Genomic DNA, 26045 nt, shown 5'->3' on the forward strand with positions numbered 1-26045 from the left:
AACCCAAAAATCCCGGCCAATAGCGCCGGGATTTTCATAGCTCTTTTCATAGTTTTTTATAGCTTCATCCAATCTGGCCCACGCCTGTCTCCGATGCTCCTGATGACCCGGCCTTCACGCTGAAGGGAACTGAATCACCACTTCAAAACCATCGCTACGATGACGAGCGGGGGAGTAAAATTCCAGAGTTCCCGAGCCGTGTTTGACAAAGGTATCGACAATTGCCAACCCCAGCCCGGTGCCTTCAGACTGATAACTACCGCGCTCAAAACGGTTGGTCAGACGCTGTAACTGATCCTTAGGCAAGATGTCGCAACTGTTGACCACATGCAGGGCATGATCGCTATCACTGAAGATCTCAACCGGTTGCTGTGGCGAGCCATAACGCAATGCATTTTCGAGCAGGTTGCGCAGGATAATGGCGGCCGCATCCATATCCACCGGCCACTCAAGAGAGTGCAGGCTGGCTTCATCACAGATTATCGTCTGGTCGGTCTGAGTGCCCCGCTGATACTCCTCTATCAGAAAGGAGAGCAGCGTCAACACACTGGAAGTTTCGCCGCTGCGGAGTACGGACGCATCCGCCCGGGACAGTTGTAGCAGTTTTTCCGACAACCGTTGTAACCGTTTTAAGCCCTGTTCCAGCTCTGCCGCCCGCTGCCGGGTATCGTTATCCTCAGAGACGGCGATCAGGCGCTGGGTCTGCGCCAGCAAGGAAGCCACGGGCGTGCGCAGCTCGTGGGCACTATTGGAGGCAAACTCCCGCTCGGCATAGATCGCCTGGGATATCTTCTGCATCAGACCATTCAGCGACGCGGTGATTGGCAGCAGCTCCTGCGGCTGATGACGATGCTCGAACAGGGTCAGGTTATCGCTACCCCGTTTGCTGATATCGCGATTCAGCCTGAACAGGGGCATCAGAGAGTTGCCCACCAGCCACCAGACCATAAAGCCGGTCACCGGTATCACCAGCAGTAACGGAATCAGAAATCCCCACAGGCTCTCCATTACCGCTTCTTCGCGGTGATCGAGCGGTTCTGCGACCTGGACAAAAAAATCACCGTTGTGGATGCTCTCGGTATACACCCGAAAGCCTTCAAGATCCTGAAAACCATCCACCAATAGCTCACTGAAAGGACGTTTAACGATATCATGGGAAAAATGGGTTACATGGCCATCTTTAGCGCGGATCTGATAGAGAAAATAGCTTTCATTTTCAGCCTCGGCAACCGGAGGGGTCTGATCATTTTTTTTCGCTTCATCACCATCGCTGTCATCCTGTACCGCCAGAGGGATCAGACGTTTGGCATTCTGCACCAGCGCGTCATCCAGCACTTCATTAATTTCATCATTGAAGACATAGGCTGAATAGCCGCTGGAAGCCAGCCAGATCAGCGTTACAATAGAGACAATCGAAACCACCAGCCGGCGTTTAATACTGCGATGTTTCATCGGCTTAAACCTTCATTCTATAACCGATACCACGGATGGTTTCGATACTGGTTTTGCCAATTTTTTTCCGTAGCCGGCTGATATAGACCTCGACGGTATTACTTTCAACCTCTGCGCCATACTCGTACAACGCATCCTCGATCACCGACTTGGCGACAATTGAGTTTTTATGCCGCAACAGCCGCTCCAGTACCGCCCACTCACGGGAGCTCAGGTTTGCAGGCTCACCTTCATTAAGGATGATCTTATTGGTCAGATCAATGCTCAGGTTCCCCAGTGTCAGCATACCGGTACCATCAGCATAGAGACGCCGCTGAATAGCGATAATTCGCGCCGATAGCTCCCCCAGATCAAACGGTTTAACCAGATAGTCGTCGGCACCGGCATTCAGCCCTTTAATCCGGTCCGATATTTGATCAAGCGCGGTCAGGATAATCACCGCCACACTGTTTTTAGCTGACCGGATCCGGGCCAGAAGATCCAGCCCATGACCATCAGGCAGAAGAAGATCAAGCAGAATCAGATCATAATTGGTGGTCGTCAGACTGGCTGATGCATCAGAGAGGGTCTCAAACCAGTCCACCGCGTGCCCTTCACTGGCGATATGTTCCCGTATCGCCCCCCCTAAACCCTTCTCATCTTCAACCAGTAAAATACGCACCCGCAATCTCCACAGCTTTCCTCCATTAAAAAACATAAACCTGACAGCAACCTGAACAGTCACTGCCAGCGGTGGACACTCAGCTTCCCTTACACTAATTGAAAACCGCGTTAAACACAGCTGCTCTGACTGGCAAAATGGCACCTGAAACGGAATTCCGCAGCCCAGCCAGCGGCAAAGGGTTGCCCATCACAACATCATCACTCTGATTAAGAATAAATCAAGCTATTGTTTTTTATGACTTTAAATTCCATCACCGTTAATGGCACGAAATCCGCTTGGTAGATCTATCAGCCTGTTTAACAAACCGGTGTTTTGCAAACACCCAAGGGATTGCCCGGGAGAAACCTATGCAGACCAGCTCAGTTACCCCATTTCCAGTGACGGCTCAACACGCCGCACAGCCAGCCAGCTCCCCTTTCAGTCTGGTTCAGACCGACCTGTCCGGAGGCTTTGATAAAGTCATCAGCGATGCAATGCAGCGCGGTGCCAGTGATGATCTTGTCAGTCGTCTGTTTAAAAACCAGGAACGCTTTATACAACTGGCAGAGATGGCATCGCAACAGCAACCTATCAATAGTAAAACATTTCTGAAGAGCCTCAGTTATGAAGACCGGGAAGTTCTCAGAGAGGTGCATAGCCTGGCTGACTTTATCGATGACAGCAAGATCGATCAGATGAGCAGCGAAGGGGCAAATAATCTGCTCCGCCTGCCCCACACAGGACTGGATTCGGACAACGATGGTTTTACCGATATCGGGATTGGTAAAACCTTCATGTTCCCCAACTCCAATACGCCACCAGAGGTCGCTGAAGCCTGGCATAAAACCACTGACGGAATGAGCTTTAAGGACAAGATGATGGCAGAGGGTCATCTGATGAGTTCGCTGATCATGGCGAATATTGAGGTGGATGAAAATGGCCGGTTTGTGGCTCGTCACGAGCCAGGCGAACCCGGCTATGTTAATCCATTAGCCTCTGCGGATTTTTCCTATAAGCAGTGGTCAACCGACTGGCTGCGTTATCTGGAAGATTTCAAACTACAGATGAGTAGTGACCAGTATAACCGTGACAAACGGTTCTTTGAGGGGTTTCTGCAAAATTTGCAGCAAACCGGGGCGGTTTAACGGAAACGATTAAGAATGTTCGGATAACACAGAAAAGGGGTATCCTCAGATACCCCTTTGCGCTTAGCCGCAGCCATTCAGAGCTCTGCAATTGCCTCGGGAGACTCGGGCAAAATCTGACCGCCATCAACACTGATCTGCTGACCGGAAGCCAGAACCCGGGGATGACTGCAGTTCTGTTTGAGCCCTCCCCCTTGCAACCCGGTTTGACTCCTCAGTGAGACTATGGATTGCGCTGCTGCATCTGATGCTGACTAAACTCGTCGGCATCCAGCATCTGATCATGATTGCTATCCATCTCCTCAAATGATTTCATATTGGCGAGATTGCGCATAGGATACCCCGCCTGAGCCCGCTCAGTAATGCGCGCATTGCGGAAGGTATTCATCTCCTCCTGGCTGATGAAACCATCACCGTTCTGATCAACATCACTGAAGGATGGCTGATTGCGGCCAGCGCCCATCATGCCGTTTTTGCCGGCACCCATCGGTTGGTTCTGGCCCTTCAGGTTTCGCTGAGCGGTCTGCCCGGCCTGCAGTTCAGCGGCGCTGATCTGACCATCGCCATCCCTGTCAAAATCCCGGAACATCGGTGCATTCGCCATCCCCCGCATCGGAGCACCGGCTGCTACATTGCGCTGCCTGCGCTGGTTACGGATATCATCAAACTCTTCCTGACTAATAACGCCGTTTCCATCCTGGTCATAAACAGCAAAGGGGATAGGCCCTCGTGCCGGAATATCCGCAGCCTGAGCCACCAATATCATCATACAACCAGCAGAGATCGACAGTAGGGCTGAGATCGGGGATAACCTGACTCTGAGTCGTGTTTTCATGATAAGCCTCTACAGTATGAATTATGTTTCGAATAACTGCTCTACGCTGCATTCTCATACAACGCCGATCAGTTTTTACCACCTCTTAAATCTACTCTCTTTGAGCGACAAACGAACCGCAACAGATCAAGAAACAGACGATTATAATTTTTACTCCCTGCCGCAGTATAAATTAGCCAATACGGATAAAACTGGTTCGATTATTGCTGTAATAAAAACCAATAGCTTGTCAGCTATTGGTGACCCGGGTTTCCATGACCGCAGTAACCATAGTCCACCAGAATATTTTGGATATCCAGGGGTAGTAAATGAGCGGAAATGAATCTCGCGTTAAAGCAGTCTATGAAATCACCAGAGCCAACCCTTTTGCAGCTGAAATGACAGCTCCACTAAAAGAGATCTGGGCGTGCGATGTATTTGGCTTACAGCAGATGGAAGAATCCCTTTCAAAATCTGCCTTTAAAGCGATTAAGAAAACGGTACAAACCGGTGCCGAGCTGGACCCTGCCGTTGCTGACGTTGTTGCTGCTGCGATGAAAGACTGGGCGATGTCTAAAGGCGCCAAGTTCTTCTCTCACATCTTCTATCCAATGACCAATGCGACTGCAGAGAAACACGACGGTTTTGTTGTAACCAACTCAGATGGCGGCGCAATCACCGAATTTACCGGCAGTTTACTGATCAAAGGCGAGCCAGACGGCTCTTCTTTCCCGAATGGCAGCCTGCGTATGACCAACGCTGCCCGCGGCTATACGGCCTGGGACCCAACCAGCCCTGCCTATATTATGCATACCGCAAACGGCGCTGTGCTGATGATCCCAAGCGTATTCATGTCATGGACTGGCGAAGCACTGGATAAGAAGATCCCACTGCTGCGCGCCAATGCAGCGATGGATAAGGCAGCCAAAAAAGTCCTTACACTGATGGGCGAAACTGAGATTGCCCCGCTGAACTCCAGCTGTGGTGCCGAGCAGGAATATTTCCTGGTCGACGAGCTGTTTGCTAACGCCCGCCCCGACCTGCTGTTAGCAGGCAGAACACTGTTCGGTGCTCCCCCGGCAAAAGGCCAGCAGTTCGATGATCACTATTTTGGTGCAATTCCAGAGCGCGTTCAGGTCTTTATGCAGGATTTAGAGGATAAACTCTACCGTTTGGGTATTCCGGCCAAGACTCATCATAACGAAGTTGCACCCGGACAGTTTGAGATTGCCCCCTACTTTGAAGCCGCCAATGTTGCCTCTGACCACCAGCAGCTTCTGATGACGCTTTTGAAAAAAACCGCTAAAGAACATGGCTTTACCTGTCTTCTGCATGAAAAACCTTTCGCTGGTGTGAACGGTTCTGGTAAGCATGTTAACTGGTCTGTTGGTAACGCCACACAGGGTAACCTGCTTGACCCAGGCAGCACGCCTAATGAGAACCTTAACTTTTTGCTCTTTTGTGGTGCAGTGATTCGCGGCGTGCACAAATTTGGACCACTTCTGCGCGCCGCGATCGCCTCAGCAGCCAACGATCACCGTTTAGGTGCCAACGAAGCGCCTCCAGCTATCCTGTCTGTCTATCTCGGTAGTCAGCTGGAGAAGGTGTTTGACAACATTAAAACAGGCGAGCTGCATGTACCGACCACTGGCGGCCAGATGGATCTGGGACTATCACAAATTCTGAAGTTTGAACGTGATCCGGGCGACCGTAACCGTACCTCACCTTTCGCCTTTACCGGTAACCGCTTTGAGTTCCGCGCGGTTGGTTCATCTCAGTCGGTTTCCGGCCCGCTGGTCGCAATGAATACTATGCTGGCTGACTCTCTGGAGTGGATTGCAGAAAAGCTTGAAACCGAACTGAGTAAAACCTCAGACAAAGCGGTGGCGGTTTTTGCTGTTCTGAAAGAGCTGATGGAGTTGCACGGTAATGTCGTATTCGGTGGTGACGGTTACTCTGCTGAGTGGCACAAAGCTGCGGTAGAAGAACGCGGTTTGCAAAATATTCCGACCACAGCTGACGCACTGCCAGCATTTAAGTCACCGGAAGTGATTGAACTGTTCTCCAAAACCGGCGTATTAACACCGGTAGAGCTGGCCAGTCGTTTTGAAGTCTATGCTGAGCAGTATGTGCTGTCGATTGAGGTTGAAGCCAAGCTGGTTGCGGAGATGGCCACCACTATGATCTATCCTGCGGCAATCAAATACCTGTCACAGATCGCCTCTGCCGGTATTCAGCTGGACTACTCACCAGCCGGTGCCGTGGCTGAGACCGCGTCGGCGATGATGGCTTCCGTTGAAAAGCTCAACGCCGCACTGGAGTCAGAACACTTTGATAGCACAGAAACACATATGAGCTTCCTGGCTGACGAAGTCCGTGGTCTGATGGATGAGGTACGTACAGCAGCTGACAAACTGGAAACGCTGGTTGCAGATGACCTGTGGCCTCTGCCTAAATACCGTGAGATGCTGTTTATTAAATAACCGCGTTAAAGATCTCATCGGCCCTTTCGCGGGGCATGAAAAAAGCACTGACCGTAAGGCCAGTGCTTTTTTATTTTCAGTTGCAGGCGGTGGTTATCGTACCCGTATCAAATAGCGTTTGAACGGCACGGCATCACTCCTGCCAGGCTGAACCCGCTCTATCCATAATAGGATTTTATCTTCGAATTACTGGTTACCCGATTAAGGTGAGCAAGTAGTTCCGGGGCGGTATCTTGTACCAGTGTTGTAGGAATATGATCCAGCATGCCAGACCCCAGCCACTGAACCATCACAAACACTTTCAGATCAGCGATGGTTAACCGGTTATCGGCAAAATATTCCCCGCCCTGTTTTGTAAGGCGCGCAGCCAGCCATTTAAGGTAGGTGGTCAGCGGTGCCACTAACTGCTCGCGCGCGCTTTTCAACGCTTCTCCGGTCATGGTCATAGTGGCTGATAATTTATGACTGATATCCTCGACCACATCCATCACTTCATCGCACAACAGCGCCTGATAATCATCCTCAGGATAGAGACCCGCCTGCTTACCAAAATAACGGCAGAGCGCATTGGACTGCGTAATCTGCTCGCCATCCAGTTCGACAACCGGCACCTGTCCAAAAGGCGTGCCTTTGCGTATCTCTGCAAACTCGCTGAACTGAAAGCGATGATCTTCAAAATCCTGCCCTAGGCAGTGCAATGCCAGACGAATGGGCTCTGCCCGGCCGCCATTGATATCAAAATAGGTAACCTTAATGTTAGCCATGGATACATTTCCTGCTCTGTAACAGATAAGTGATGGGATTTAAAACAGTAAGGCCCGACTCTATTTTATAGTTTAACGAAGCGCAAACGCCGATGGCCTGTTGGTATGACTGGAAAAGAGATAACAAAGTTCAGGGAAGACAGTAAACGAAACTCTGCGTGCTTCAAATAACACAGCTACGCTCACTTATCTTAATCGCAGCCCTGTTCAGGCCCGCTCATCAAAGATGAACCCCTCGGCAAAGAGTTTCTTAAATACACCGGCGTCGATCAACCGCTGGTTAATTTCAGCAAACTTCTGATTCACCGCCTCAAGCTGCTTACTGAAGTCCTGCAGCGTTTCGGTTCGGGTATCACTCTGCTCCTGCTGATCTTTAATCCGTTGCTGCAACTCTTCAGAGCGGCGTTCCTGACGCAGTTTCTCGGCCTCCCGAGGGCTGTCACTGCTGTTGTCCGATGGCTGATTCTGTCTGGCCAGCTCTGCCCGTGCTTCGTTTGCCATCGCCGCCGCCCGGGCTGCAATTGCCCGATCCTGAGGTGAAGGGTCGGCCACCGCCAACGCCGCCCTGAGAATCACTTGTGCTTTTTCCAGGGTCGCTTCAGGATCGTTCGGCACAGGAGAGGTATCGATGCTAACCTCCCCCCCCACCGCATAGAGGCGGCCGTCAGGTCCCCGTTGGTACTCAAAGCTTGGCGCACCGGCATACTGACCACCCGCAGCCGCATGACTCAGTTCATGCTGCCGCACTTCCTGATCACGGGCTGCCAGCTCACGCAGCAGTTGTTGCTCTTCATTCTGCGAGTCTGTTTGTGATGGGGAGTCGGATTCAACGCGTGGTTCAGATCTATTGCCCAGAGGCTGCTTCTCTGCGGTTTCGCGGTCGACGGAGGCACCGGCAGTGGACGGTACTACAGATCGGATGACGGGTGACACTGGTGAGGTTTCGAGGGGCGCGGTGGCAGATAAAGAGGCGGGTAATAGTGTCCCCGTGGCCGCAGATTGATTCCGGCCAGCACGGCTCAGTGACTGATCTGTATTCAGCGTTAGTGAATTCGCAGTTATCTGCAACTGCATCACTCTCACCTCCTGTACTTTATCTCCGACTCCTTACTACTGGAAATAATGCTCTGTTGATAACACGGAGCCCGGCAACGCAATATAGCGGTCAGGCACGAATATCGATCAGTGTACCCAGGGTCTCATCCACTGACTGCACGACTTTAGTGGAGGCCGCCACGGCATTCTTCTCAACGGCCAGATTTTCCAGAGACTCGTTGAGATCTTTGCCAGTAGCCTCTTCAGGGGTATTGGTTTTTCCCGCACCGGCAATATCAGATGCCGCTTTTTGAACCCCATCAAGCCCCCGGTTGATCCCCAGAACACCTGTACTCAATGCTGAAGTAACATTCATAAAACACCCGCTAAATAATTGGCCAGTCTGCTGACGTCCTTTCAGTCAGGCCGACAGATTCTGTCGTCATAAAATTTCACTTAGCGCTAGTATAAACCAGATTCCGCCATAGTTCATTTATTGATCAGCAAGCAGAGGCGCCAAATCAATATATTTGGCCACATTCTGAGCAGTAATGTCCTCAATATGAGGTACTTCGCCCAGGAGGGGGGCGGACAGCATCGACTTCAGTGTTTCCAGATTTTCACTGTAACAGCTCATCTGCGGCTCTGCCCGGTTGGCCACCCAGCCTGCCAGCCGTAAGCCATCTTTGACAATCGCTTCCACCGTTAGCAGGGTATGGCTGATACACCCCAGCTTCATCCCCACGACCAGAATCACGGGAGTATGCAATAGTTTCGGAACATCAGCGAGCGTCTGGCGGTGATTCAGCGGTACTCGCCAGCCACCCGCCCCCTCAATAACCATAAAATCAGCAGGCTGCATCATAACACCGCGACACAGCGCCGCAATCCGGTCTGCATCCAGTCGTCGTCCCGCTTGCTGGGCGGCAATATGGGGTGCAATCGGTGGCTCCAGCGAAATCGGGTTAACCTGTTCGTAGCTCAGTTTAATCGAAGCCGCCTGCTGCAGCTGCAGGGCATCACTGTTACGCAACCCCGCTTCGGTCTGCTCACAACCGGCCGCGATCGGTTTCACCGCGACCGTTGACAGCCCGCGCTGATTAGCCGCTTCCAGCAAGCCGGTTGAGATCAGCGTTTTACCTACATCGGTGTCGGTGCCTGCGACAAAAAACGTACGTTTAGCCATTTCGCCTATCCCTTCATAAAATCGCCGTAAAACACCTGATAAGTCGCCGGTAGCTGACCGTCCGCGCGGCGAAACTGTTCATAGGCCTGCTTAAAAGCCATGATACGTGCCTTTCCTGTCAGACCACTCTGCCGCCCGGCACTGATATTGTGCGCGCCGATCCCTTTCAGCTCAGAGGTCAGTCCCCGCAACTCGTCATACAGCAATAACTCCTGCATCTCCTTGAGACTCAGCTGTTGCAGATAGGGCTCCGCACTGCTCTGCAGATCGGTAAAGCTGATAAACCGGTTAACATGCTGATACTGATCAACCTCAGACCAGGCTTCACGCAACTCAAACAGAGTATCCGGTCCCAACGTACTGAACAGAAAGCGCCCGCCAGGCTTCAGCACCCGGGCGACCTCACTGAATAAAGCAGGGAGGTCCTCACACCACTGAATCGCCAGAGAGGAAAAAATCAGCTCAACCGAATTATCCGCCAACGGCAGATTTTCCGCATCACCACAAAGCCACAGGGTGTTGGGGGTAACCCGGGTCTGTCGGGCATATTCAAGCATCCCCTGGGCCAGATCGAGACAGATCAGTTGCTGCGGCCTGAGCAGTTCTGTCAGCAGCGGCGCAAAATAGCCAGTGCCACACCCCAGATCCATGACGACATCCGCAGAGATTGAGGTCATCTGGTTCAGGAGCTGGTTACCGATCCGTCGTTGCAACTGGGCAACACTGTCATAACTCACCGCCGCCCGACTGAATGATTCGGCAATCTGAGGCTTGAGAAACTGTGCGCTCATACCAGCAGGGTCCGGATCTTTTCAGCCAGCAGCCCGGGCGCAGATAGAAACCCCACATGGGAATATCCTGACAGCACTTCGACTCTGGCCTCCGGTTGCAGTGCGCTGAGAGCATCAGACATGCTTGCCGGGGCCAGTGTATCCAGCTGGCATAACAGATGCAGTAACGGCAAACGGGTGTTGCGAAACAGATCCCGATAATCGTGCCGCAGCAACGCCAGTGAATCGATCAGCGCCGGGGCTGCCGGTTGTACCTCTGAGATTACCTGCTTCAGAGTTTTCAGGTCGCTGCGGGCGGTGTTACTGCCCTGCACCTGGAGCATATTAAAGCGTTGCAGGGTTTTTACCGGATTGGCGGCCAGATCCTGTTCGAACTGACGATAGGTGGCTTCATCCATGCCAAAAGGCCAGTCGTCACGTGCCACAAAACAGGGGCAGCTGCCCAGCGTGATAAGCCCATTGACCCGCTCAGGATAACGCTGGGCAAACGCCATAGCGATGACGCCACCCAGAGACCAGCCCAGCCAGTAAGCAGAGACCGGGGCTACCCCGGCCAACAGCTCGGTGACCGTATCCAGATGATAGGACGATGGTGAGCAACCGTTACTGTACCCCAGTCCCGGCAGGTCAATCACGGTAATCTGGTAATCTGCTTCAAGCTCCGGCAGCAAGGCCCGCCAGATACCGCTGTGCATCCCCCAGCCATGCAGCAGCACCAGTGGTTGCCCCTGAGGATTGCCATGCTGTTGACAAAAAAGCATCACACCTCCAATCCGGCCATCACGTCAGACAGGGCATCCAGCAGCCGGTCCAGTTGCTCATCGGTATGGCTGGCGCTGAGGGTGACCCTTAACCGGGCGGCCCCCTGAGGCACCGTTGGCGGTCGGATAGCGCCGATAAAGATCCCTTTCGCTTCCAGTGCCGCACTGATCGCCATCGCCCGGTCAGCCTCACCCACCAGAATCGGCTGAATCGGCGTCGGCGAGGCCATCAGCGGCAGCCCCAGTTGCTCACAACCACTGCGGAAGCGCTGAATCAGGTGGTTGAGTTTTTCCCGACGCCACTCGTCCTGTTGCAGCAGCTTCAGACTGGCACGGGTTGCCGAGGCGATCGCCGGTGACATACTGGTGGTATAGATATAGGTGCGGGCATGCTGAATCAGGGTTTCTATCAGCTCTTCAGACCCGGCGACAAAGGCTCCGGAGGTTCCGAAGGCTTTGCCCAGTGTGCCGACTAATACCTGTACCTGATCACTGCCAAGATCAAAGTGATCGACCGTACCGCGCCCCTGTTGACCGACACAGCCAAAACCGTGGGCATCATCGACCATTACCCAGGCATTATGGGCAGCGGAGGTTTGACAGATCGCCGGCAGCTCGGCCAGATCACCATCCATACTGAAGACACCATCACAGACTACCAGTTTGCGGCGGGCTTCGGTCCGTTGCAGGCGGTTATCGAGATTATCGGCATCGTTATGCAGAAAACGCTGAAAACGGGCGCCGCTGAGCAGTCCTGCATCCAGCAACGAAGCATGATTGATCCGGTCCTGAAACACCGCATCCCGTTTATCCAGCAGCGCGTTAACCGCCCCGATATTAGCCATATAACCGGTCGAGAACAGCAATGCACGGGGACGCCCGGTAAACTCGGCCAGCTCCTCTTCCAGCGCATGATGCGCCTGGCTGTGACCATTCACCAGATGGGAAGCGCCCCCGCCAACACCATAGAGGTCGGCCCCCTGTTTCAGGGCGGCAATCACCTCTGGGTGGTTTGCCAGCCCCAGATAGTCGTTGGAACAGAACGCCAGGCAGGCCTTGCCATCCACAATCAATTCCGGAGCCTGAGGGCTTTGTAGAATGCGACGCTGACGGTAGAGAGACTGTTTTTTACGCGCCTGCAGTTCAGCGCCCAACTGATCAAAAGACATGGTCAGATCCTTGTTGGGCTGTCAGTGACAGCCCGGCGGGTAGAGAGAATCAGGCTTCGTAGAAAAACGACTCATCTTTCTGTTTTTGCAGATTGCTGATGATCGCCTGCTCCTGAGTCTCATCCGTTTCGGAAATCCGTTGTTCAGGGTTGATCCCCAGGCGTTTAAACAGCTGCAGGTCACGATGGGTTTCCGGATTCGGCGTGGTCAGCAGACATTCACCATAGAAGATCGAGTTGGCACCGGCCATAAAGGTCATCGCCTGCATCTCATCACTCATGCTTTCACGCCCGGCAGACAGACGAACATGGGACTTGGGCATCATGATACGGGCCACGGCAATGGTACGGATAAAGTCCAGATTATCCAGATCATCCGCATTTTCCAGCGGTGTGCCTTTAACTTTTACCAGCATATTGATCGGCACACTTTCCGGCTGAGTTGGCAAATTCGCCAACTGGCGCAACAGACCGATGCGATCATTGGCCGTTTCACCCATCCCCAGAATACCACCGGAACAGATTTTCATACCGGACTCGCGCACATGGTGCAGGGTATCAAGGCGGTCCTGATAGGTGCGGGTGGTAATGATTTTGTCGTAAAACTCTGGCGACGTATCCAGGTTATGGTTGTAGTAATCCAGCCCGGCTTCCGCCAGTTGACCGGCCTTATCTTCATCCAGCATCCCCAGGGTCATACAGGTTTCCAGTCCCAGCGCTTTCACCCCTTTAACCATCTCGATCACATAGGGCATATCTTTATCGGCCGGATGTTTCCAGGCAGCCCCCATACAGAAGCGGGTTGAACCGGTTTCTTTAGCTTTCTTCGCCTTTTCCAGCACCACTTCAACCTGCATCAGTCGCTCTTTCTCAAGACCGGTATTGTAGTGGCCACTCTGCGGGCAGTACTTACAGTCTTCAGGGCAGGCGCCCGTTTTAATCGACAGCAGAGTGCTCACCTGCACTTCATTGGGATTGAAGTTCTGACGATGCACCAGTTGAGCCTGAAACAACAGGTCGTTGAATGGCAGATCGAACAGCGCCTGTACTTCCTGCTCGCTCCAGTCGTGTCGGATCTCTGTCTGGTGTTGTTGCATCGCCGTGTATATCCTGTATTGATTAGATCGCAAAGAAAGGGATTTAATGAAAGGCTAATTTTAATCTGACAGAAGGATCTGTCAACCTATGTTTGCAAAATCGAAAAACAACTGGTTAAAATTCAACCTAACCAGACATTGTATCTTGTGTCGTCAGCAGACCATTTCGCAAACCCGCATCTGCGATGACTGCCTGACTGACCTCCCCTGGATCGGCAATGCCTGTCAGCGTTGCGCCAATCCGCTTAGCAACGCACAGCTGCCGCATCTCATCTGTGCTCAATGCCAGAAAAAACCGCCACCGTTTGAACAGGTGATAACCCCCTTTGAATACCGTTTTCCTATTGATCAGCTGATTCAACTGGCTAAGTTCAATCATCAGCCTCATCTGCTGAACCCATTGGCTGAATTGCTCAGTCTGCAGCTGCAGAACACGCCCCTGCCAGAACTGGTTATTCCGGTCCCCCTGCACCCCAAACGGTTACAGCAAAGACAGTATAATCAGGCAGCGCTGCTGGCTAAGAAAATCGCCCGAAATCTGGACATTCCCTTTAGCAACCGCCTGCTGATCAAGACAGAAAACACGCCACATCAGGCTGAACTGGATCGTAAAGCCCGCCGGAAAAACCTGCGCAACAGCTTTCAGTGCTGTGGCTCGCCCCCCTCCTCTATCGCAATCGTCGACGATGTGATGACCACTGGTACAACAGCCGCTGAGATTAGTCGGGAACTCAAAGCGGCAGGTTGCCAGCGGGTATATATCTGGATCATCGCGCGCACCGCAAAAGAGTTGCATTTATACTGAAATAGGGCTTTTATTATTGCTTAATCAAAACCTTATGTTTATCTGTTTCCAGTTATAACATTAAAAAAATAACAACCTTGCCGGTTATGCTGCCGTAAGGAGTCCGCAATGGATCTGAGCAATATTGGTGACCTGATCGGAGGCCTGGGCCTCTTTCTGCTCGGTATGCAACTGATGACCAACGGTCTTAAACGAGCCGCCGGCCAGACACTTCGTAAAGCCCTTGAAGCGGCTACCCGATCACGAATCCGGGGGCTGATATCCGGTACTGCAATTACCGCGCTGGTGCAGTCATCCAGCGCAGTAACCGTTGCCACCATCGGTTTTGTCAACGCAGGCTTATTGAATCTGGGCCAATCCGTGGCCGTCATCTATGGCTGTAATATCGGCACCACCATGACCGGCTGGCTGGTTGCCACCATCGGTTTTAATTTTAAAATCAGCGCTTTTGCCCTGCCAATGATCGGTCTTGGGGTGGTGATGTCACTCATCGGCGGCGAAAAACGCTATGCGCATATGGGCACCAGCCTGACGGGATTTGGACTGTTTTTTATTGGTCTCTCGTTTCTCAAAGGCACCTTTCATGGACTGGAAAACAGCATCCCTTTTGAAGCGATCGGTGCGACCAGTTATGGACTGGCGCTGTTTGTTCTGGCGGGCTTTGTTATGACCGTGCTGATTCAGTCATCCAGTGCGGCGATGGCAATCACACTTTCCATGGCATCAACGGGGGCTATTCCTCTGGCCGCCGCAGGCGCTTTGGTGATCGGAGCAAACCTGGGAACCACGTCCACCGCAGCGCTCTCCGTTATCGGTGCAACCTCCAACGCCAAACGGATCGCCTGTGCCCATGTTTTCTTCAACCTGATAACCGGCGCGGTTGGCCTGCTGCTACTGATCAGTCTGGCGGGGGTTATCAACCGTTCAAACCTCAACCAGACTGTCGATATGGTGATCCTGCTGGCGCTGTTTCACACCCTGTTCAATGTGGTTGGGGTGATCATTATGTGGCCTGTCACCACGCCGATGGTGGCGTTTCTGGAGACCCGTTTCCGCCGTGGCGATGAAGACCAGGCCAAAGCCCGCTTTCTGGATAAAAATATACTCGAAACCCCGCCCCTGGCCATTGAAGCGATGACCCGGGAGTTAAGCCGTGTCAGCCGTATGGCATCCACCCTTGCAAAGCAGTCCCTTAGCGCAGAGCTATCGGATAGTCCGCATATCAGATCGCAGTCGCTGATTATCAATAAGCTGATTATCGAAATCGGTACATTCAGTCAGAAACTGGGGCAACAGCCGCTCAGTGAAGAGATCTCACAAATCTTGCCCAGCGCGATGCGGGTCGCCCGCTATTTTAATGAGATGGCCCGACTTTCCGGGCTGATTGTTGAATACAGCGAACGCTTTGATCTGATCAGTGACAGCAACACTCAGAAAGATATCTATGAGCTGAAGAAGATCACCAATAAGATGCTGGATGCGGCGGTGATTGACGATGAGGCATACCAATCCTCCGCCGATACCCGTAAAGTTCTGTTCAAACTGGAAAAGAAATATCAAAAGATCAAACAACATATTCTTGAAGCGATGATCGAGGGACGCCTCAGTCCTGACGAAGGCACTAATCTGCTGGATTCACTCAGCCATATCCACCGGCTCGGACTGCAGGCAGAGAAAAGTTCCCGTTACTGGAGCAGTCTGAGCCCGGTTGAACACCGCTCGCCGATCATCCACCATGCAGAAGAGTCAGAACCTGCAGAGGGATCGGACACTTCGATCACTGAAGCAGAGCCAGAGGATAAAAAAACCAGCAAGTCTGCAGATCAACCGGTGACAGCCAGTTAGAATAGCGGGCACAATAACCGTTATACACCCATGCCCGATCACAGCATTGATCGGGCAACCGTTTTCCACCGGCAGATGATTTCTGAAAATGAACTCCACCATTACGTTCGAACCGATAGCGGTTATCCACAGCGGCTATAAAGAAAAATTTGGTATTCCCCGACAGCCCGGTCTGGCCAGTTCGATGCGCGCCACGATTGAGCTACTGCCCCCCTACAACAGCGCCGATGCGGTGCGCGGTCTGGAACAATGCAGCCATATCTGGTTGCTGTTTATATTCAGCGCCTGCGTGGGAAAAGGCTGGTCACCGCTGGTACGTCCGCCGAGACTCGGCGGCAACGAAAAGCTGGGGGTGCTGGCCTCCAGATCCCCTTTCCGGCCCAACCCGGTGGGCTTATCGCCGGTGAAATTAGATGGAATACGCATTGAAGAGACCAGCGTGTTTATCGATGTCAGTGGTGCGGATCTGCTGGATCAGACACCGATCATTGATATTAAGCCCTATCTGCCCTATGCCGACATCATCGGGGATGCCAGTTTCGAGCTGGCCAGCCAGATCGAAACGCTGGATCTTCCGGTCACATATTCCCTGCCAGCCAGTATCGCGCTGGAGCAACATAGCGCCCGGTTAAAGCAGCCGCTGCAACAACAGATTGAAGAGGTGTTGTTGTGTGACCCCCGCCCCGCTTATCACAAAAACAACCCGCAACAACGGGAGTATGGCATCCGTCTGCATGACCTTAATATTCGCTGGACAATCAGTGACGCTGAGGTTCAGGTGAGTGACATCTCCATTGATCAGTCTTAACACTCCGCTCAGATGAAAGACGAAAAAAGCAGCGCTAAGCGCTGCTAAAAAAGGGTACAAAATAAACCTACCCGAGAGCCCCTTTGAAGTTATACCCTCTATAAGATTGCAATCTGAAACAGGACTGAAAGACAGAAAAAAATTAATTCGATTTTGGATTTTGAATAACTTAATATATTAGAAACTTCTAATTTTAAGCCCGTCATCGAGACTTCATTATATGAACAACATGCCAGAGCAGACTTCAGCATCAAAGCTGAAGCACTTTCCTATCACCTTCTTTGCAATGATTATGGGTATGACCGGACTGACACTGGTGTGGGAAAAAGCAAGTACGGTGTTTGCAGCTCCTGCCATCATCGGCCAACTTCTACTGACCCTGACAGCCTGTCTGTTTCTGATTCTGACATTGATCTATCTGATGAAAATCATACTGAAAACACCGGCAGTCATCGAAGAGTTTCAGCATCCGATCAAGCTCAGTTTTTTTCCTGCATTCAGTATCAATATGATTCTGCTGAGTATAGCAACGCTGGGCATATCTGAGGACCTGTCATTTGTACTCTGGAGTACCGGCGCAGCCCTGCAACTGATTCTGACCGTTTATGTATTGAACCAGTGGATTCACCACATCAAGTTCCAGGTGATCCATATGACACCGTCCTGGTTCATTCCCATTGTCGGTAACATTCTGGTGCCGATTGCTGGCGTCGAACATGGCTATACCGAACTTAGCTGGTTCTTTTTCTCGATCGGTATCCTCTACTGGATTGTACTGAAGACTCTGGTGCTGAACCGGATGATGTTCCATGATCCGATGCCGGAAAAATTACTGCCCACAATGTTTATACTGATAGCCCCCCCCGCTGTCGGGTTTGTCTCCTATATGAAACTCAACGGGGAACTGGATAATTTTGCCCGCATCCTGTTCTATGCAGCTATGTTTCTGATTGTCCTACTGCTCAGCCAACTGCCCCGCTTCACGCGAATCAGGTTCTTTCTCTCATGGTGGGCCTACTCTTTCCCACTGGCAGCATCCGCTATTGCTGCACAGCTGATGTATGTCACACTGGGGCAACCTTTTTACTACTACCTGGCGCTGCTACTGGTGAGTCTTGCCACTGTGATTATCGTCCTGCTATTCCTGCGTACACTACTGGCGGTGATTCGTCACGAGATCTGCCTGCCGGAATAAGCAGGCGGGTTTGCATTCTGCTTAAAACCGGGCTGTAATAGCCCGGTTTTTGATTCAGGCCACAACTTTCTTTTTCAGGACATCCATATGAGTATATCCAGTGAGCAGATCCTTTTTGACCAGCAACATATCTGGCATCCCTACTCGTCGATGATCAACCCTCCGGCTGCGTATCCCGTGATCTCTGCTGAGGGCGTCCGGCTGACACTGGCCGATGGCACACAGCTGATCGATGGTATGGCCTCCTGGTGGTCGGTGATTCATGGCTATAGCAACCCAACCCTGAATGCAGCGGCTCATGCTCAGATCGACAAGGTATCCCATGTGATGTTTGGTGGACTGACCCATGAGCCGGCGATAGAGCTCTGCCGTCAGTTAGTGGAGATGACGGCTGAACCGCTGCAAAAAGCTTTTCTGGCCGATTCCGGCTCGGTTGCCGTTGAAGTTGCCCTGAAGATGGCGATTCAGTACTGGCACGCCAAAGGCAAACCTGAAAAACATAAGCTGCTCACTATTCGCAACGGTTATCATGGCGATACTTTCGGCGCGATGTCCGTGTGTGATCCGGTCACCGGAATGCATGAGATATTCAGCGGCGTGCTACCGCAGCAGTTTTTCGCCCCAGCCCCTCAAGTCAGGTATAGCCAGACCTGGGATGAAAATGATTGCGCTGAACTGGAAGGACTGATTGTTAAACATCATGGCGAGATCGCCGCACTGATCCTGGAACCGATTGTTCAGGGCGCTGGGGGGATGAGTTTTTACCATCCCGAGTATCTGAAAAAAGCACGCCAGCTCTGTGATGATTATGATCTGCTGCTGATCGCCGACGAAATTGCCACCGGTTTTGGCCGCAGCGGTAAGCTGTTTGCCTGTGACCATGCAGGGATTTCACCGGATATCCTCTGTCTCGGCAAAGCGATTACCGGTGGCTACATGACCCTGGCCGCCACCCTGACCACCACCCGGATTGGCGAAACCATCTCTGCCGGTGGTGCCGGCTGCTTTATGCATGGCCCGACATTCATGGGCAATCCGCTGGCCTGTGCGGTGGCTAACGCCAGCCTGAAACTGTTGCGCGAATCGGACTGGCAAAGCAATATTGCCCGGATCGAACAACAACTGAAACAGGGTCTGGCCCCCCTGGCTGAACTGGACTCTGTGGCTGAAGTCCGTTGTCTTGGGGCGATCGGTGTCGTAGAGATGAAGCAACCAGTCGTGACTGCGGATATTCAGCCACTGTTTGTTGCCCGGGGGATCTGGATACGTCCGTTTGGTAAGCTGGTTTATGTCATGCCACCCTATGTGATGTCCGATGAGGATCTGCAGACACTGACGTCTGGCATGTGTGATGTCATCAGGGAATATTCTGAAAAGTAAAACACCCCCCTCTACCTGAGCAATGTGATAAACCCGGGAATCACTGAGTATTGATTAACGGGTTTTACTGCTCTTTTTCGGGCTTATTAACCTCTTTTTCGCCCTCCCTCTTCTCAGCCATTAACTCATCCGATGTGCGTCTGATGATCTGCGGCACCAGACGCTCACTGAAACCTGCAACAAACGACCAGAACAGCAGCTTGGCCACCTCCACCCCATCCACCGGGTAAGCGCCGGTTATCCAGCGATTGAACGATTCCGCGTCATTGATCACAAAGTCTCCCGGCGCGGGATAGGCCGGAAAAAGCGCCCCCTGAACAATATGGCCGACAAACATCAGCATCAGTACGATGGCAAAGATCCCCCCGTTTATCGGTATCAGTGTGATCGATATCCAGGAACCCGCCAGTACTTTCAGCTCATCGAGGGCGATAGAGGGTAAACGCTGTTGAATGCTGACAAAACCACCCAACAGACCGGTTACAAATACCAGCACCACCAGATAAGACCTCGGCTCGCAGCTATCCGGCAACTCACAGGAGGAACGCCGGATAAAACCATACAGGGTAAGGGATAAAATAGTCAGCACAACGCCGGTAAACAGAACCAGTCGCTGGGTAATCTGCTGCAGGTATTCCTGACGCGCTATGGTGCTCATATTGAAATCGCTTATCTGACTGTTATATAGGCATTTACAAAACGAATTTATACCAGCAAAGTCTAGACGCCTCTGACAAACTTGCCAGCCAATAAAAAAGCTCCGGCAATTGCCAGAGCTTCTCAGAGTCACTGCCGATAACAAACAATAGGGTTAACCGCTGAATACACCGGTAGACAGGTAGCGATCACCCCGGTCACAGATAATACACACGATGATGGCGTTTTCCACTTCCCGGGCTAAGCGTAACGCCCCGGCAACTGCACCACCGGAAGAAACACCGCAGAAGATACCTTCCTCACGGGCCAGGGCGCGCATCGTTTGTTCGGCTTCATCCTGAGTGATATCGATCACCCGATCCACCCGGGAGGCATCAAAGATCTTTGGCAGATACGCCTCTGGCCAGCGCCGGATACCGGGTATTGCCGCCCCTTCGGCTGGCTGTAAACCAACAATCTGAATCGCCGGATTTTGCTCTTTGAGATAACGGGAGGTGCCCATAATCGTTCCTGTGGTACCCATAGAGCTGACAAAATGGGTAATCCGTCCATCGGTCTGCTGCCACAACTCCGGCCCGGTTCCACGATAGTGCGCTTCAGGATTATCCTGATTGGCAAACTGATCAAGCACAACCCCTTTGCCTTCGGCCTGCATCTGCAGCGCCAGATCACGGGCGCCCTCCATCCCCTGCTCTTTGGTCACCGGAATCAGCTCTGCACCATAAGCAGTCATCGAGGTTTTGCGCTCCTCACTGCTGTTATCCGGCATGATCAGTATCATCTTGTAGCCCTTGATCGCCGCCGCCATCGCCAGAGCGATGCCAGTATTTCCGGAGGTTGCTTCGATCAGGGTATCACCGGGCTTTATCAGGCCCCGCTGTTCAGCCAGTTGAATCATGCTCAGCGCCGGACGGTCTTTGACCGAACCCGCTGGGTTATTTCCTTCCAGCTTACAGAGCACCGTATTGCCGCGGCCAGCGTCGAGCCGCTGCAGGCGCACTAATGGCGTGTTTCCGACATAATCTTCGATGGTTGGAAAATCTGACTTCATATATTCCACTTTTAGCCCTGTTTCAGCATATGCTTATAATTTATGGATATTAAAATTCGATCTTATATTCCATATATTGATAACAAGCATAGTAAAATGAGTTACTGAAAAGCACAATATTGCAAAACGCATACCAGAGAAAAAGAGGGGATCAGCCTTCGGCCACCGCAAACGCAACGATATGATCGGTTTCATCACTGTAAGAGAGGTGAATCTGTCGCACACCCAGCAATCCGGCCTTCTCCAGCGCACCACCATTCAGCTCCAGCATTGGACGACCTGATGTATCGTAGACGATATTAAAATGTTGCCAGCTGATACCCCGGCCGATACCGGTTCCCAGTGCTTTTACCGCCGCCTCTTTGGCCGCAAAACGTTTGGCGAGAAAATTAACTGGCTGGGTGGCACGGTGAAACTGTTCCAGCTCCTGTGGTGTCAGAATCCGCTCGGCAAGTCGCGGAGTTCGTTCCAGCGCCTTGCCAATACGGCGGATATCCAGCAGATCGGTGCCTATGCCGATAATCATCGGCGCACCGCGTCCCGCAGGGATTGCACCCGCACCTGAGTCTCCATCATCAGACGACGCATCTCCGCGATCGCCTCTTTCAGGCCAACAAACACCGCCCGGGCGATAATGCCATGGCCGATATTCAGTTCGTTGATCTCTGGAATCTCTGCGATCTGCTCAACATTATGGTAATTGAGACCATGACCGGCATTGACGATCAGCCCTTTACTAAAAGCATACGCAGCAGCTTCTCTGATTCGCGCCAGTTCAGCTTTTTGTTCCGCTGCACTCTCAGCGTCAGCATAGGCGCCGGTATGCAGTTCGATCACCGGTGCATCGCACGCAAGCGTAGCATCAATCTGTGCCTTATCCGGATCGATAAACAGGGAAACCTCGACGCCGGCAGCCGCCAGCCGGTCACAGGCCGATTTCACCCGGGTCAGTTGCGCCACCACATCCAGACCACCCTCTGTGGTCAGCTCTTCACGTTTTTCCGGTACCAGACAGGCATGCCCCGGCTGTACTTTTTCAGCGATACCGATCATCTCATCGGTCACCGCCATCTCAAAATTCATCCGCGTCTGCAGCGTTTCTGCTAACAGATAGATATCACGATCCTGGATATGGCGACGGTCCTCCCGCAGATGAACGGTGATGCCATCGGCACCGGCTTCTTCGGCGAGCGCAGCGGCTTGCACCGGGTCAGGATAACGGGTGCCCCGCGCTTGGCGCAGGGTAGCGATATGATCAATATTAACACCCAGTAGTAAACGACTTGGTTCGACCACGGTTAACCTCTTTAAGATAAGAATTCAGACATTATGAGATACAGAGCTTACTAGAATCGCATACGGAGAAATAGTCTGGCGATACCCTCTCAGAGTCTCTATCTCCGATGCTTATCATTCGGGCTCTCGATTCTTTGGCGTATATCCCTGTAACAGTTCCCGGCTGCGCAACGGCCTGTGTCCCAGCAGGGTTTCCAGGGCCAGACGCATCAATCGTTTCGCTGCCCGGCGGATCTCTGGGCGATGGTACTGCTCAGCGACAATGCCAAGCAGCTGTTCACCACTAAAGCAGAAAGGTTTGAGTGTTTCAGTTATCTGAGCCACAGCGATAAACCCCTGAGAGGGTTCATAGCGATAGACCACTTCAGGCATACATTGCTGAACATCGAACTGATACCCCAGCTGTTGCAACAGTTGTTGTTCAAACGTACGCAGCGCCAGCTCGATATCGCTGGCTGCCAGCAGTTCGTTCAACACATACTGATAATAGACATAGAGCCGGGGGTGGGGATCGGAGGGTTGTAAAAGGCGCTCCAGCAACTCATTGACATAGAGTCCGCAGATCAGCGCACTGCCTTTAAGAAACATGGGAGACGCCACCGCTTCTGCCTGAATCAGGGTTTTCAGCTCATGGCGACCACGCCAGCTGACCTGTAAAGGCGTAAACGGCTGCATCATCGCCCGCATCCGGGAACGGGGGCTACGGCCACCTTTGACGACCGCGCTGACCCGGCCCTGTTCCAGGGTGAAAAGATCAACCAGCAGGCTGGTTTCGCGGTAGGGGCGGGTATGCAGGACATAAGCAGCCTGAGCTTCAACCTGATAACTCATCGGCTGCCTTTAATCACTCTATATCGTTATATCCCAGGCTGCGCAGCGCCCGCTCGTCATCGGACCAGTTGCTGCGCACTTTTACCCAGAGGTTGAGCATCACCCTGGAATCAAACATCTTTTCCATATCCAAACGGGCATCCCGGCCGATCCCTTTGATCTTATCGCCTTTATCACCAATAACGATCCGTTTCTGACCTTCCCGCTCGACCAGAATCAACGCACTGATAATCAGAATTCCCCGCTCGTTGCGCTTAAACTCTTCAATCTCAACCGTCGTTCCGTAGGGCACCTCATCGCCAAGATTGCGCATCAGTTTCTCACGCACCAGCTCAGCAGCCAGAAAACGGGAGCTACGGTCAGTCACCTGATCATCCGGGTAAAAATGCATACTTTTCGGCAGTTGTTCATTGATGACTGCTTCGAGGCGATCAACACTGGTGCCGTTCCTTGCGGATATCGGAATGATCTCCAGAAACTCCATCTTTCTGGACAACTCTTCCAGATGGGGTAACAGCGACTCTTTATCATCCAGCTGATCGATTTTGTTAATCACCAGAATCACCGGGCACTTAATCCCGCCCAGCTTTTCGAAGACGATCTCATCCTCATCTGTCCAGGCGGTCCGGTCGATAATAAACACCACGACATCCACATCGCGCAGCGCCGAGCTGGCTGCTTTGTTCATATAACGGTTGATCGCTTTGTCCTGATCTTTATGCAGCCCCGGGGTATCGACATAAACCGCCTGCATGTCACCTTCGGTTTTGATACCCACAATCTGATGCCGGGTGGTCTGAGGTTTACGCGACGTGATACTCAGTTTCTGACCGAGAATTTTATTCATCAACGTCGACTTGCCCACATTCGGGCGACCGACAATGGCGACAAAACCGCAGCGCTGATTGTCGTTGGGCTGATCTAACAGATAACTCAGATCGCGACTCATGCTTTCACTACCTTCAGTTTATCGAGCGCCTTCTTAGCAGCGTTCTGTTCAGCCTGGCGGCGACTGCTGCCCTTGCCCTCAGTGGGCTGATCCAGCAGAGACACAGCACAGCGAATTTCAAAAGTCTGTTTATGGGCTTCACCGCTCACAGATAACAGCTCATAGTCTGGCAATGGCGCACGACGTGATTGCAGAAACTCCTGCAACCGGGTTTTGGAATCTTTTTGTGTGTCCAGCAGGGATGTCTGCTCCAGACGTGACTGATACCAGTTGAGAATATAGGGCCGGCAACACTCCATATCACTGTCCAGATAGATCGCACCGATGATCGCTTCAACAGCATCGGCAAGAATGGAATCCCGTCGGTATCCACCGCTTTTCAGCTCTCCGGAACCCAGCCGCAGATAATCACCCAGCTTCATCTCGCGGGCCAGCTCGGCCAGGGTTTCCCCTTTAACCAGCTGCGCCCGCAGCCTGCTGAGCTGCCCCTCTTTGGCTTCGGGAAAACGCCGATACAGCGCCTCGGCAATCACGAAATTAAGGATCGAGTCGCCAAGGAACTCCAGCCGTTCATTATTGCGTTTCCCGTGACTGCGGTGGGTGAGAGCCAGTTCGATCATACTCTCATCTTTAAACTGATAACCCAGCTTTTTAGCCAGGTCGGTAGCGGGCTTGATAATCAACGGACAATCACTTCATATTGCTCATGAAATTTCACCACAGCATCTACATTATAAAACATAGGCACTGTTACACTGTATTGCAGGGTCAGCGTCTTTATGCCCTCTTTCACATCGATGGTAATCGCATCCTGCACCGGCAGATGAACCTGATTGATACGTAACCGCTTCGAAATTTTCATACGGGTCTCGGTAGGAGAGTCTTTCTTCGTTTCCGGCTCGTCAACCAGCTCCTCCATCATCGAGGTCACCAGGCTGTGATCCCAATAGACCGGGAACAGCTTCATCCCTACTGCAAAAAAGATTCCCGCCACGATCAGAATGATCATCAGAGAGAAAAATGACACGCCTCGCTGTTTATTTCGCATTGACATAACTGACCCCAATTTTCCTTTTTAATGGATAGTTCGTACATCACTGAAATCCGGCAGAGTAAAGAAGCCCTGCCAGTGCATCCACACGGCGAATGCCTTACCGACCAGTAACTCGTCAGGGACGAAGCCCCAGAAACGGCTATCGTTACTGTTATCCCGGTTATCCCCCATCACAAAGTACTGCCCTTCAGGCACGACCCACTCAGCAGGCCTGCGGGGCGGAGCAACATCACGGTAGATCTGATGAGAAACCTTCCCCAGCGTCTCATCCATCAGCAGCAATTGCGGGTTCTGCGGTGGCAGTTGCTCCAGAAGTGTCTGAGATTGTGGCTGACCATTGATATAAACCGTTTTGTTCTGATATCCAACCCGATCACCCGGTAATCCTACCACCCGTTTGATATAGTTCACACTCGGGTCATTGGGATACTTAAATACCACCACATCACCCCGCTGTGGTGTGTTCATCGGTATCACCTTAGTACCCAGCACCGGCAGACGGAAACCATAATGCCACTTGTTAACCAGAATGAAGTCACCAATTTTAAGCGTCGGTTTCATCGATCCGGAAGGGATCTGAAACGGTTCAACAATGAATGAGCGAAGAATCAGAACAACCAGTAGCACAGGAAACAGTGAACGACACAGATCGACTACACCATTCTCTTTACTCAGTTGCTCCAATGTCGCCTCAGGTATGCCCCCTCCGGCACTTTGAGCAGCGGAGATACGGGCTTTACGCGGCCCGGCCAGCGCCACCCGGTCATACACCCACCCCAATGCGGCCAGAAAGGTCAGTACGACCAATATCAGTGCAAAATCAAAATCCATGCAA

At 52.2% G+C, this 26045-nt stretch carries 28 protein-coding genes; 8 read left to right on the forward strand and 20 right to left on the reverse strand.

The window, feature by feature from the left end; all coding sequences use genetic code 11:
* Nucleotides 1–114: 114 nt before the first annotated feature.
* Both JW499_RS17730 and JW499_RS17735 read right to left on the reverse strand, forming a co-directional pair.
* On the reverse strand, nt 115–1452 hold the full coding sequence (locus JW499_RS17730; protein ID WP_205211838.1) for an ATP-binding protein: 1338 nt from the start codon (nt 1450–1452) through the stop codon (nt 115–117).
* 4 nt (nt 1453–1456) lie between these two features.
* Nucleotides 1457–2113 carry a response regulator gene (locus JW499_RS17735; protein ID WP_205211839.1) on the reverse strand — a complete coding sequence of 219 codons (657 nt, stop codon included), beginning with the start codon at nt 2111–2113 and terminating at the stop codon, nt 1457–1459.
* 350 nt (nt 2114–2463) lie between these two features.
* Between JW499_RS17735 and JW499_RS17740 the strand changes: the two genes are divergently transcribed.
* Nucleotides 2464–3240: a hypothetical protein gene (locus tag JW499_RS17740; RefSeq protein ID WP_205211840.1), complete on the forward strand. Its 777-nt coding sequence runs from the start codon at nt 2464–2466 to the stop codon at nt 3238–3240.
* Between the two features lie 223 nt (nt 3241–3463).
* Here JW499_RS17740 and JW499_RS17745 read toward each other — a convergent pair whose 3' ends face one another.
* Nucleotides 3464–4075, reverse strand: a complete 612-nt coding sequence (locus tag JW499_RS17745; protein ID WP_205211841.1) for an EF-hand domain-containing protein — start codon at nt 4073–4075, stop codon at nt 3464–3466.
* Nucleotides 4076–4091: 16 nt separating this feature from the next.
* Between JW499_RS17745 and JW499_RS17750 the strand changes: the two genes are divergently transcribed.
* Both JW499_RS17750 and JW499_RS17755 read left to right on the forward strand, forming a co-directional pair.
* The gene (locus tag JW499_RS17750) at nt 4092–4397 is read left to right on the forward strand and encodes a hypothetical protein (protein WP_205211842.1); all 306 of its coding nucleotides are present in this window, start codon (nt 4092–4094) and stop codon (nt 4395–4397) included.
* A complete protein-coding gene (locus tag JW499_RS17755; protein WP_205211843.1) occupies nt 4384–6537 on the forward strand; it encodes a glutamine synthetase III family protein in 2154 nt (717 codons plus the stop codon). Before JW499_RS17750 ends, JW499_RS17755 begins: the two co-directional genes overlap by 14 nt.
* 158 nt (nt 6538–6695) lie before the next feature.
* Here JW499_RS17755 and JW499_RS17760 read toward each other — a convergent pair whose 3' ends face one another.
* The 8 genes from JW499_RS17760 to bioB form a co-directional block, all read right to left on the reverse strand.
* Nucleotides 6696–7301 (reverse strand): glutathione S-transferase family protein, encoded by a 606-nt coding sequence (locus tag JW499_RS17760; protein ID WP_205211844.1) that lies wholly within the window; start codon nt 7299–7301, stop codon nt 6696–6698.
* A gap of 207 nt (nt 7302–7508) precedes the next feature.
* Nucleotides 7509–8375, reverse strand: coding sequence for a putative metalloprotease CJM1_0395 family protein (locus JW499_RS17765; protein ID WP_205211845.1), 867 nt, complete (start codon nt 8373–8375; stop codon nt 7509–7511).
* Between the two features lie 91 nt (nt 8376–8466).
* Nucleotides 8467–8712 (reverse strand): hypothetical protein, encoded by a 246-nt coding sequence (locus JW499_RS17770; RefSeq protein WP_091357793.1) that lies wholly within the window; start codon nt 8710–8712, stop codon nt 8467–8469.
* A 117-nt stretch (nt 8713–8829) separates the two neighbouring features.
* Nucleotides 8830–9522, reverse strand: coding sequence for a dethiobiotin synthase (bioD, locus tag JW499_RS17775; protein WP_091357796.1), 693 nt, complete (start codon nt 9520–9522; stop codon nt 8830–8832).
* Between the two features lie 5 nt (nt 9523–9527).
* Nucleotides 9528–10313 (reverse strand): malonyl-ACP O-methyltransferase BioC, encoded by a 786-nt coding sequence (gene bioC, locus JW499_RS17780; RefSeq protein ID WP_205211846.1) that lies wholly within the window; start codon nt 10311–10313, stop codon nt 9528–9530.
* Nucleotides 10310–11074 (reverse strand): alpha/beta fold hydrolase, encoded by a 765-nt coding sequence (locus JW499_RS17785; RefSeq protein ID WP_232846499.1) that lies wholly within the window; start codon nt 11072–11074, stop codon nt 10310–10312. Before JW499_RS17785 ends, bioC begins: the two co-directional genes overlap by 4 nt.
* On the reverse strand, nt 11074–12243 hold the full coding sequence (bioF, locus tag JW499_RS17790) for an 8-amino-7-oxononanoate synthase (protein ID WP_205211848.1): 1170 nt from the start codon (nt 12241–12243) through the stop codon (nt 11074–11076). The genes JW499_RS17785 and bioF overlap by 1 nt, the downstream gene beginning before the upstream one ends.
* A gap of 49 nt (nt 12244–12292) precedes the next feature.
* On the reverse strand, nt 12293–13339 hold the full coding sequence (gene bioB, locus JW499_RS17795) for a biotin synthase BioB (RefSeq protein WP_205211849.1): 1047 nt from the start codon (nt 13337–13339) through the stop codon (nt 12293–12295).
* 88 nt (nt 13340–13427) lie between these two features.
* Between bioB and JW499_RS17800 the strand changes: the two genes are divergently transcribed.
* The 5 genes from JW499_RS17800 to bioA all read left to right on the forward strand — a co-directional run bounded on the left by JW499_RS17800 (nt 13428) and on the right by bioA (nt 19372).
* Nucleotides 13428–14144: a ComF family protein gene (locus JW499_RS17800; protein ID WP_269814587.1), complete on the forward strand. Its 717-nt coding sequence runs from the start codon at nt 13428–13430 to the stop codon at nt 14142–14144.
* A 108-nt stretch (nt 14145–14252) separates the two neighbouring features.
* Nucleotides 14253–15989: a Na/Pi cotransporter family protein gene (locus JW499_RS17805; protein ID WP_205211851.1), complete on the forward strand. Its 1737-nt coding sequence runs from the start codon at nt 14253–14255 to the stop codon at nt 15987–15989.
* A gap of 88 nt (nt 15990–16077) precedes the next feature.
* Nucleotides 16078–16797, forward strand: coding sequence for a tRNA (N6-threonylcarbamoyladenosine(37)-N6)-methyltransferase TrmO (gene tsaA / locus JW499_RS17810; RefSeq protein WP_205211852.1), 720 nt, complete (start codon nt 16078–16080; stop codon nt 16795–16797).
* A 220-nt stretch (nt 16798–17017) separates the two neighbouring features.
* Nucleotides 17018–17992 carry an SLAC1 anion channel family protein gene (locus tag JW499_RS17815; protein ID WP_205211853.1) on the forward strand — a complete coding sequence of 325 codons (975 nt, stop codon included), beginning with the start codon at nt 17018–17020 and terminating at the stop codon, nt 17990–17992.
* An 87-nt stretch (nt 17993–18079) separates the two neighbouring features.
* Nucleotides 18080–19372, forward strand: coding sequence for an adenosylmethionine--8-amino-7-oxononanoate transaminase (gene bioA, locus JW499_RS17820; protein ID WP_205211854.1), 1293 nt, complete (start codon nt 18080–18082; stop codon nt 19370–19372).
* Nucleotides 19373–19436: 64 nt separating this feature from the next.
* On the opposite strand, the gene JW499_RS17825 is transcribed toward bioA, so the two are convergent.
* The 9 genes from JW499_RS17825 to lepB form a co-directional block, all read right to left on the reverse strand.
* Nucleotides 19437–20030 carry a hypothetical protein gene (locus tag JW499_RS17825; protein WP_091357828.1) on the reverse strand — a complete coding sequence of 198 codons (594 nt, stop codon included), beginning with the start codon at nt 20028–20030 and terminating at the stop codon, nt 19437–19439.
* A 153-nt stretch (nt 20031–20183) separates the two neighbouring features.
* A complete protein-coding gene (gene cysM, locus JW499_RS17830; protein WP_205211855.1) occupies nt 20184–21080 on the reverse strand; it encodes a cysteine synthase CysM in 897 nt (298 codons plus the stop codon).
* Between the two features lie 151 nt (nt 21081–21231).
* Entirely contained in the window at nt 21232–21606 is a 375-nt protein-coding gene (acpS, locus tag JW499_RS17835) for a holo-ACP synthase (RefSeq protein WP_205211856.1), read from the reverse strand.
* Complete coding sequence (gene pdxJ, locus JW499_RS17840; RefSeq protein ID WP_205211857.1) at nt 21603–22376, reverse strand: pyridoxine 5'-phosphate synthase; 774 nt, start codon at nt 22374–22376, stop codon at nt 21603–21605. The genes acpS and pdxJ overlap by 4 nt, the downstream gene beginning before the upstream one ends.
* 114 nt (nt 22377–22490) lie before the next feature.
* Complete coding sequence (gene recO, locus JW499_RS17845) at nt 22491–23207, reverse strand: DNA repair protein RecO (protein ID WP_205211858.1); 717 nt, start codon at nt 23205–23207, stop codon at nt 22491–22493.
* 13 nt (nt 23208–23220) lie between these two features.
* Nucleotides 23221–24156, reverse strand: coding sequence for a GTPase Era (gene era, locus JW499_RS17850; protein ID WP_205211859.1), 936 nt, complete (start codon nt 24154–24156; stop codon nt 23221–23223).
* Nucleotides 24153–24836, reverse strand: coding sequence for a ribonuclease III (gene rnc / locus JW499_RS17855; protein ID WP_205211870.1), 684 nt, complete (start codon nt 24834–24836; stop codon nt 24153–24155). Before rnc ends, era begins: the two co-directional genes overlap by 4 nt.
* Complete coding sequence (locus tag JW499_RS17860; protein WP_205211860.1) at nt 24836–25210, reverse strand: DUF4845 domain-containing protein; 375 nt, start codon at nt 25208–25210, stop codon at nt 24836–24838. The genes rnc and JW499_RS17860 overlap by 1 nt, the downstream gene beginning before the upstream one ends.
* Before the next feature lie 21 nt (nt 25211–25231).
* Nucleotides 25232–26041 carry a signal peptidase I gene (gene lepB / locus JW499_RS17865; protein ID WP_205211861.1) on the reverse strand — a complete coding sequence of 270 codons (810 nt, stop codon included), beginning with the start codon at nt 26039–26041 and terminating at the stop codon, nt 25232–25234.
* Nucleotides 26042–26045: the final 4 nt, after the last annotated feature.

Origin of the sequence: Amphritea pacifica, from assembly GCF_016924145.1 — a bacterium.
GTDB lineage: Bacteria > Pseudomonadota > Gammaproteobacteria > Pseudomonadales > Balneatricaceae > Amphritea > Amphritea pacifica.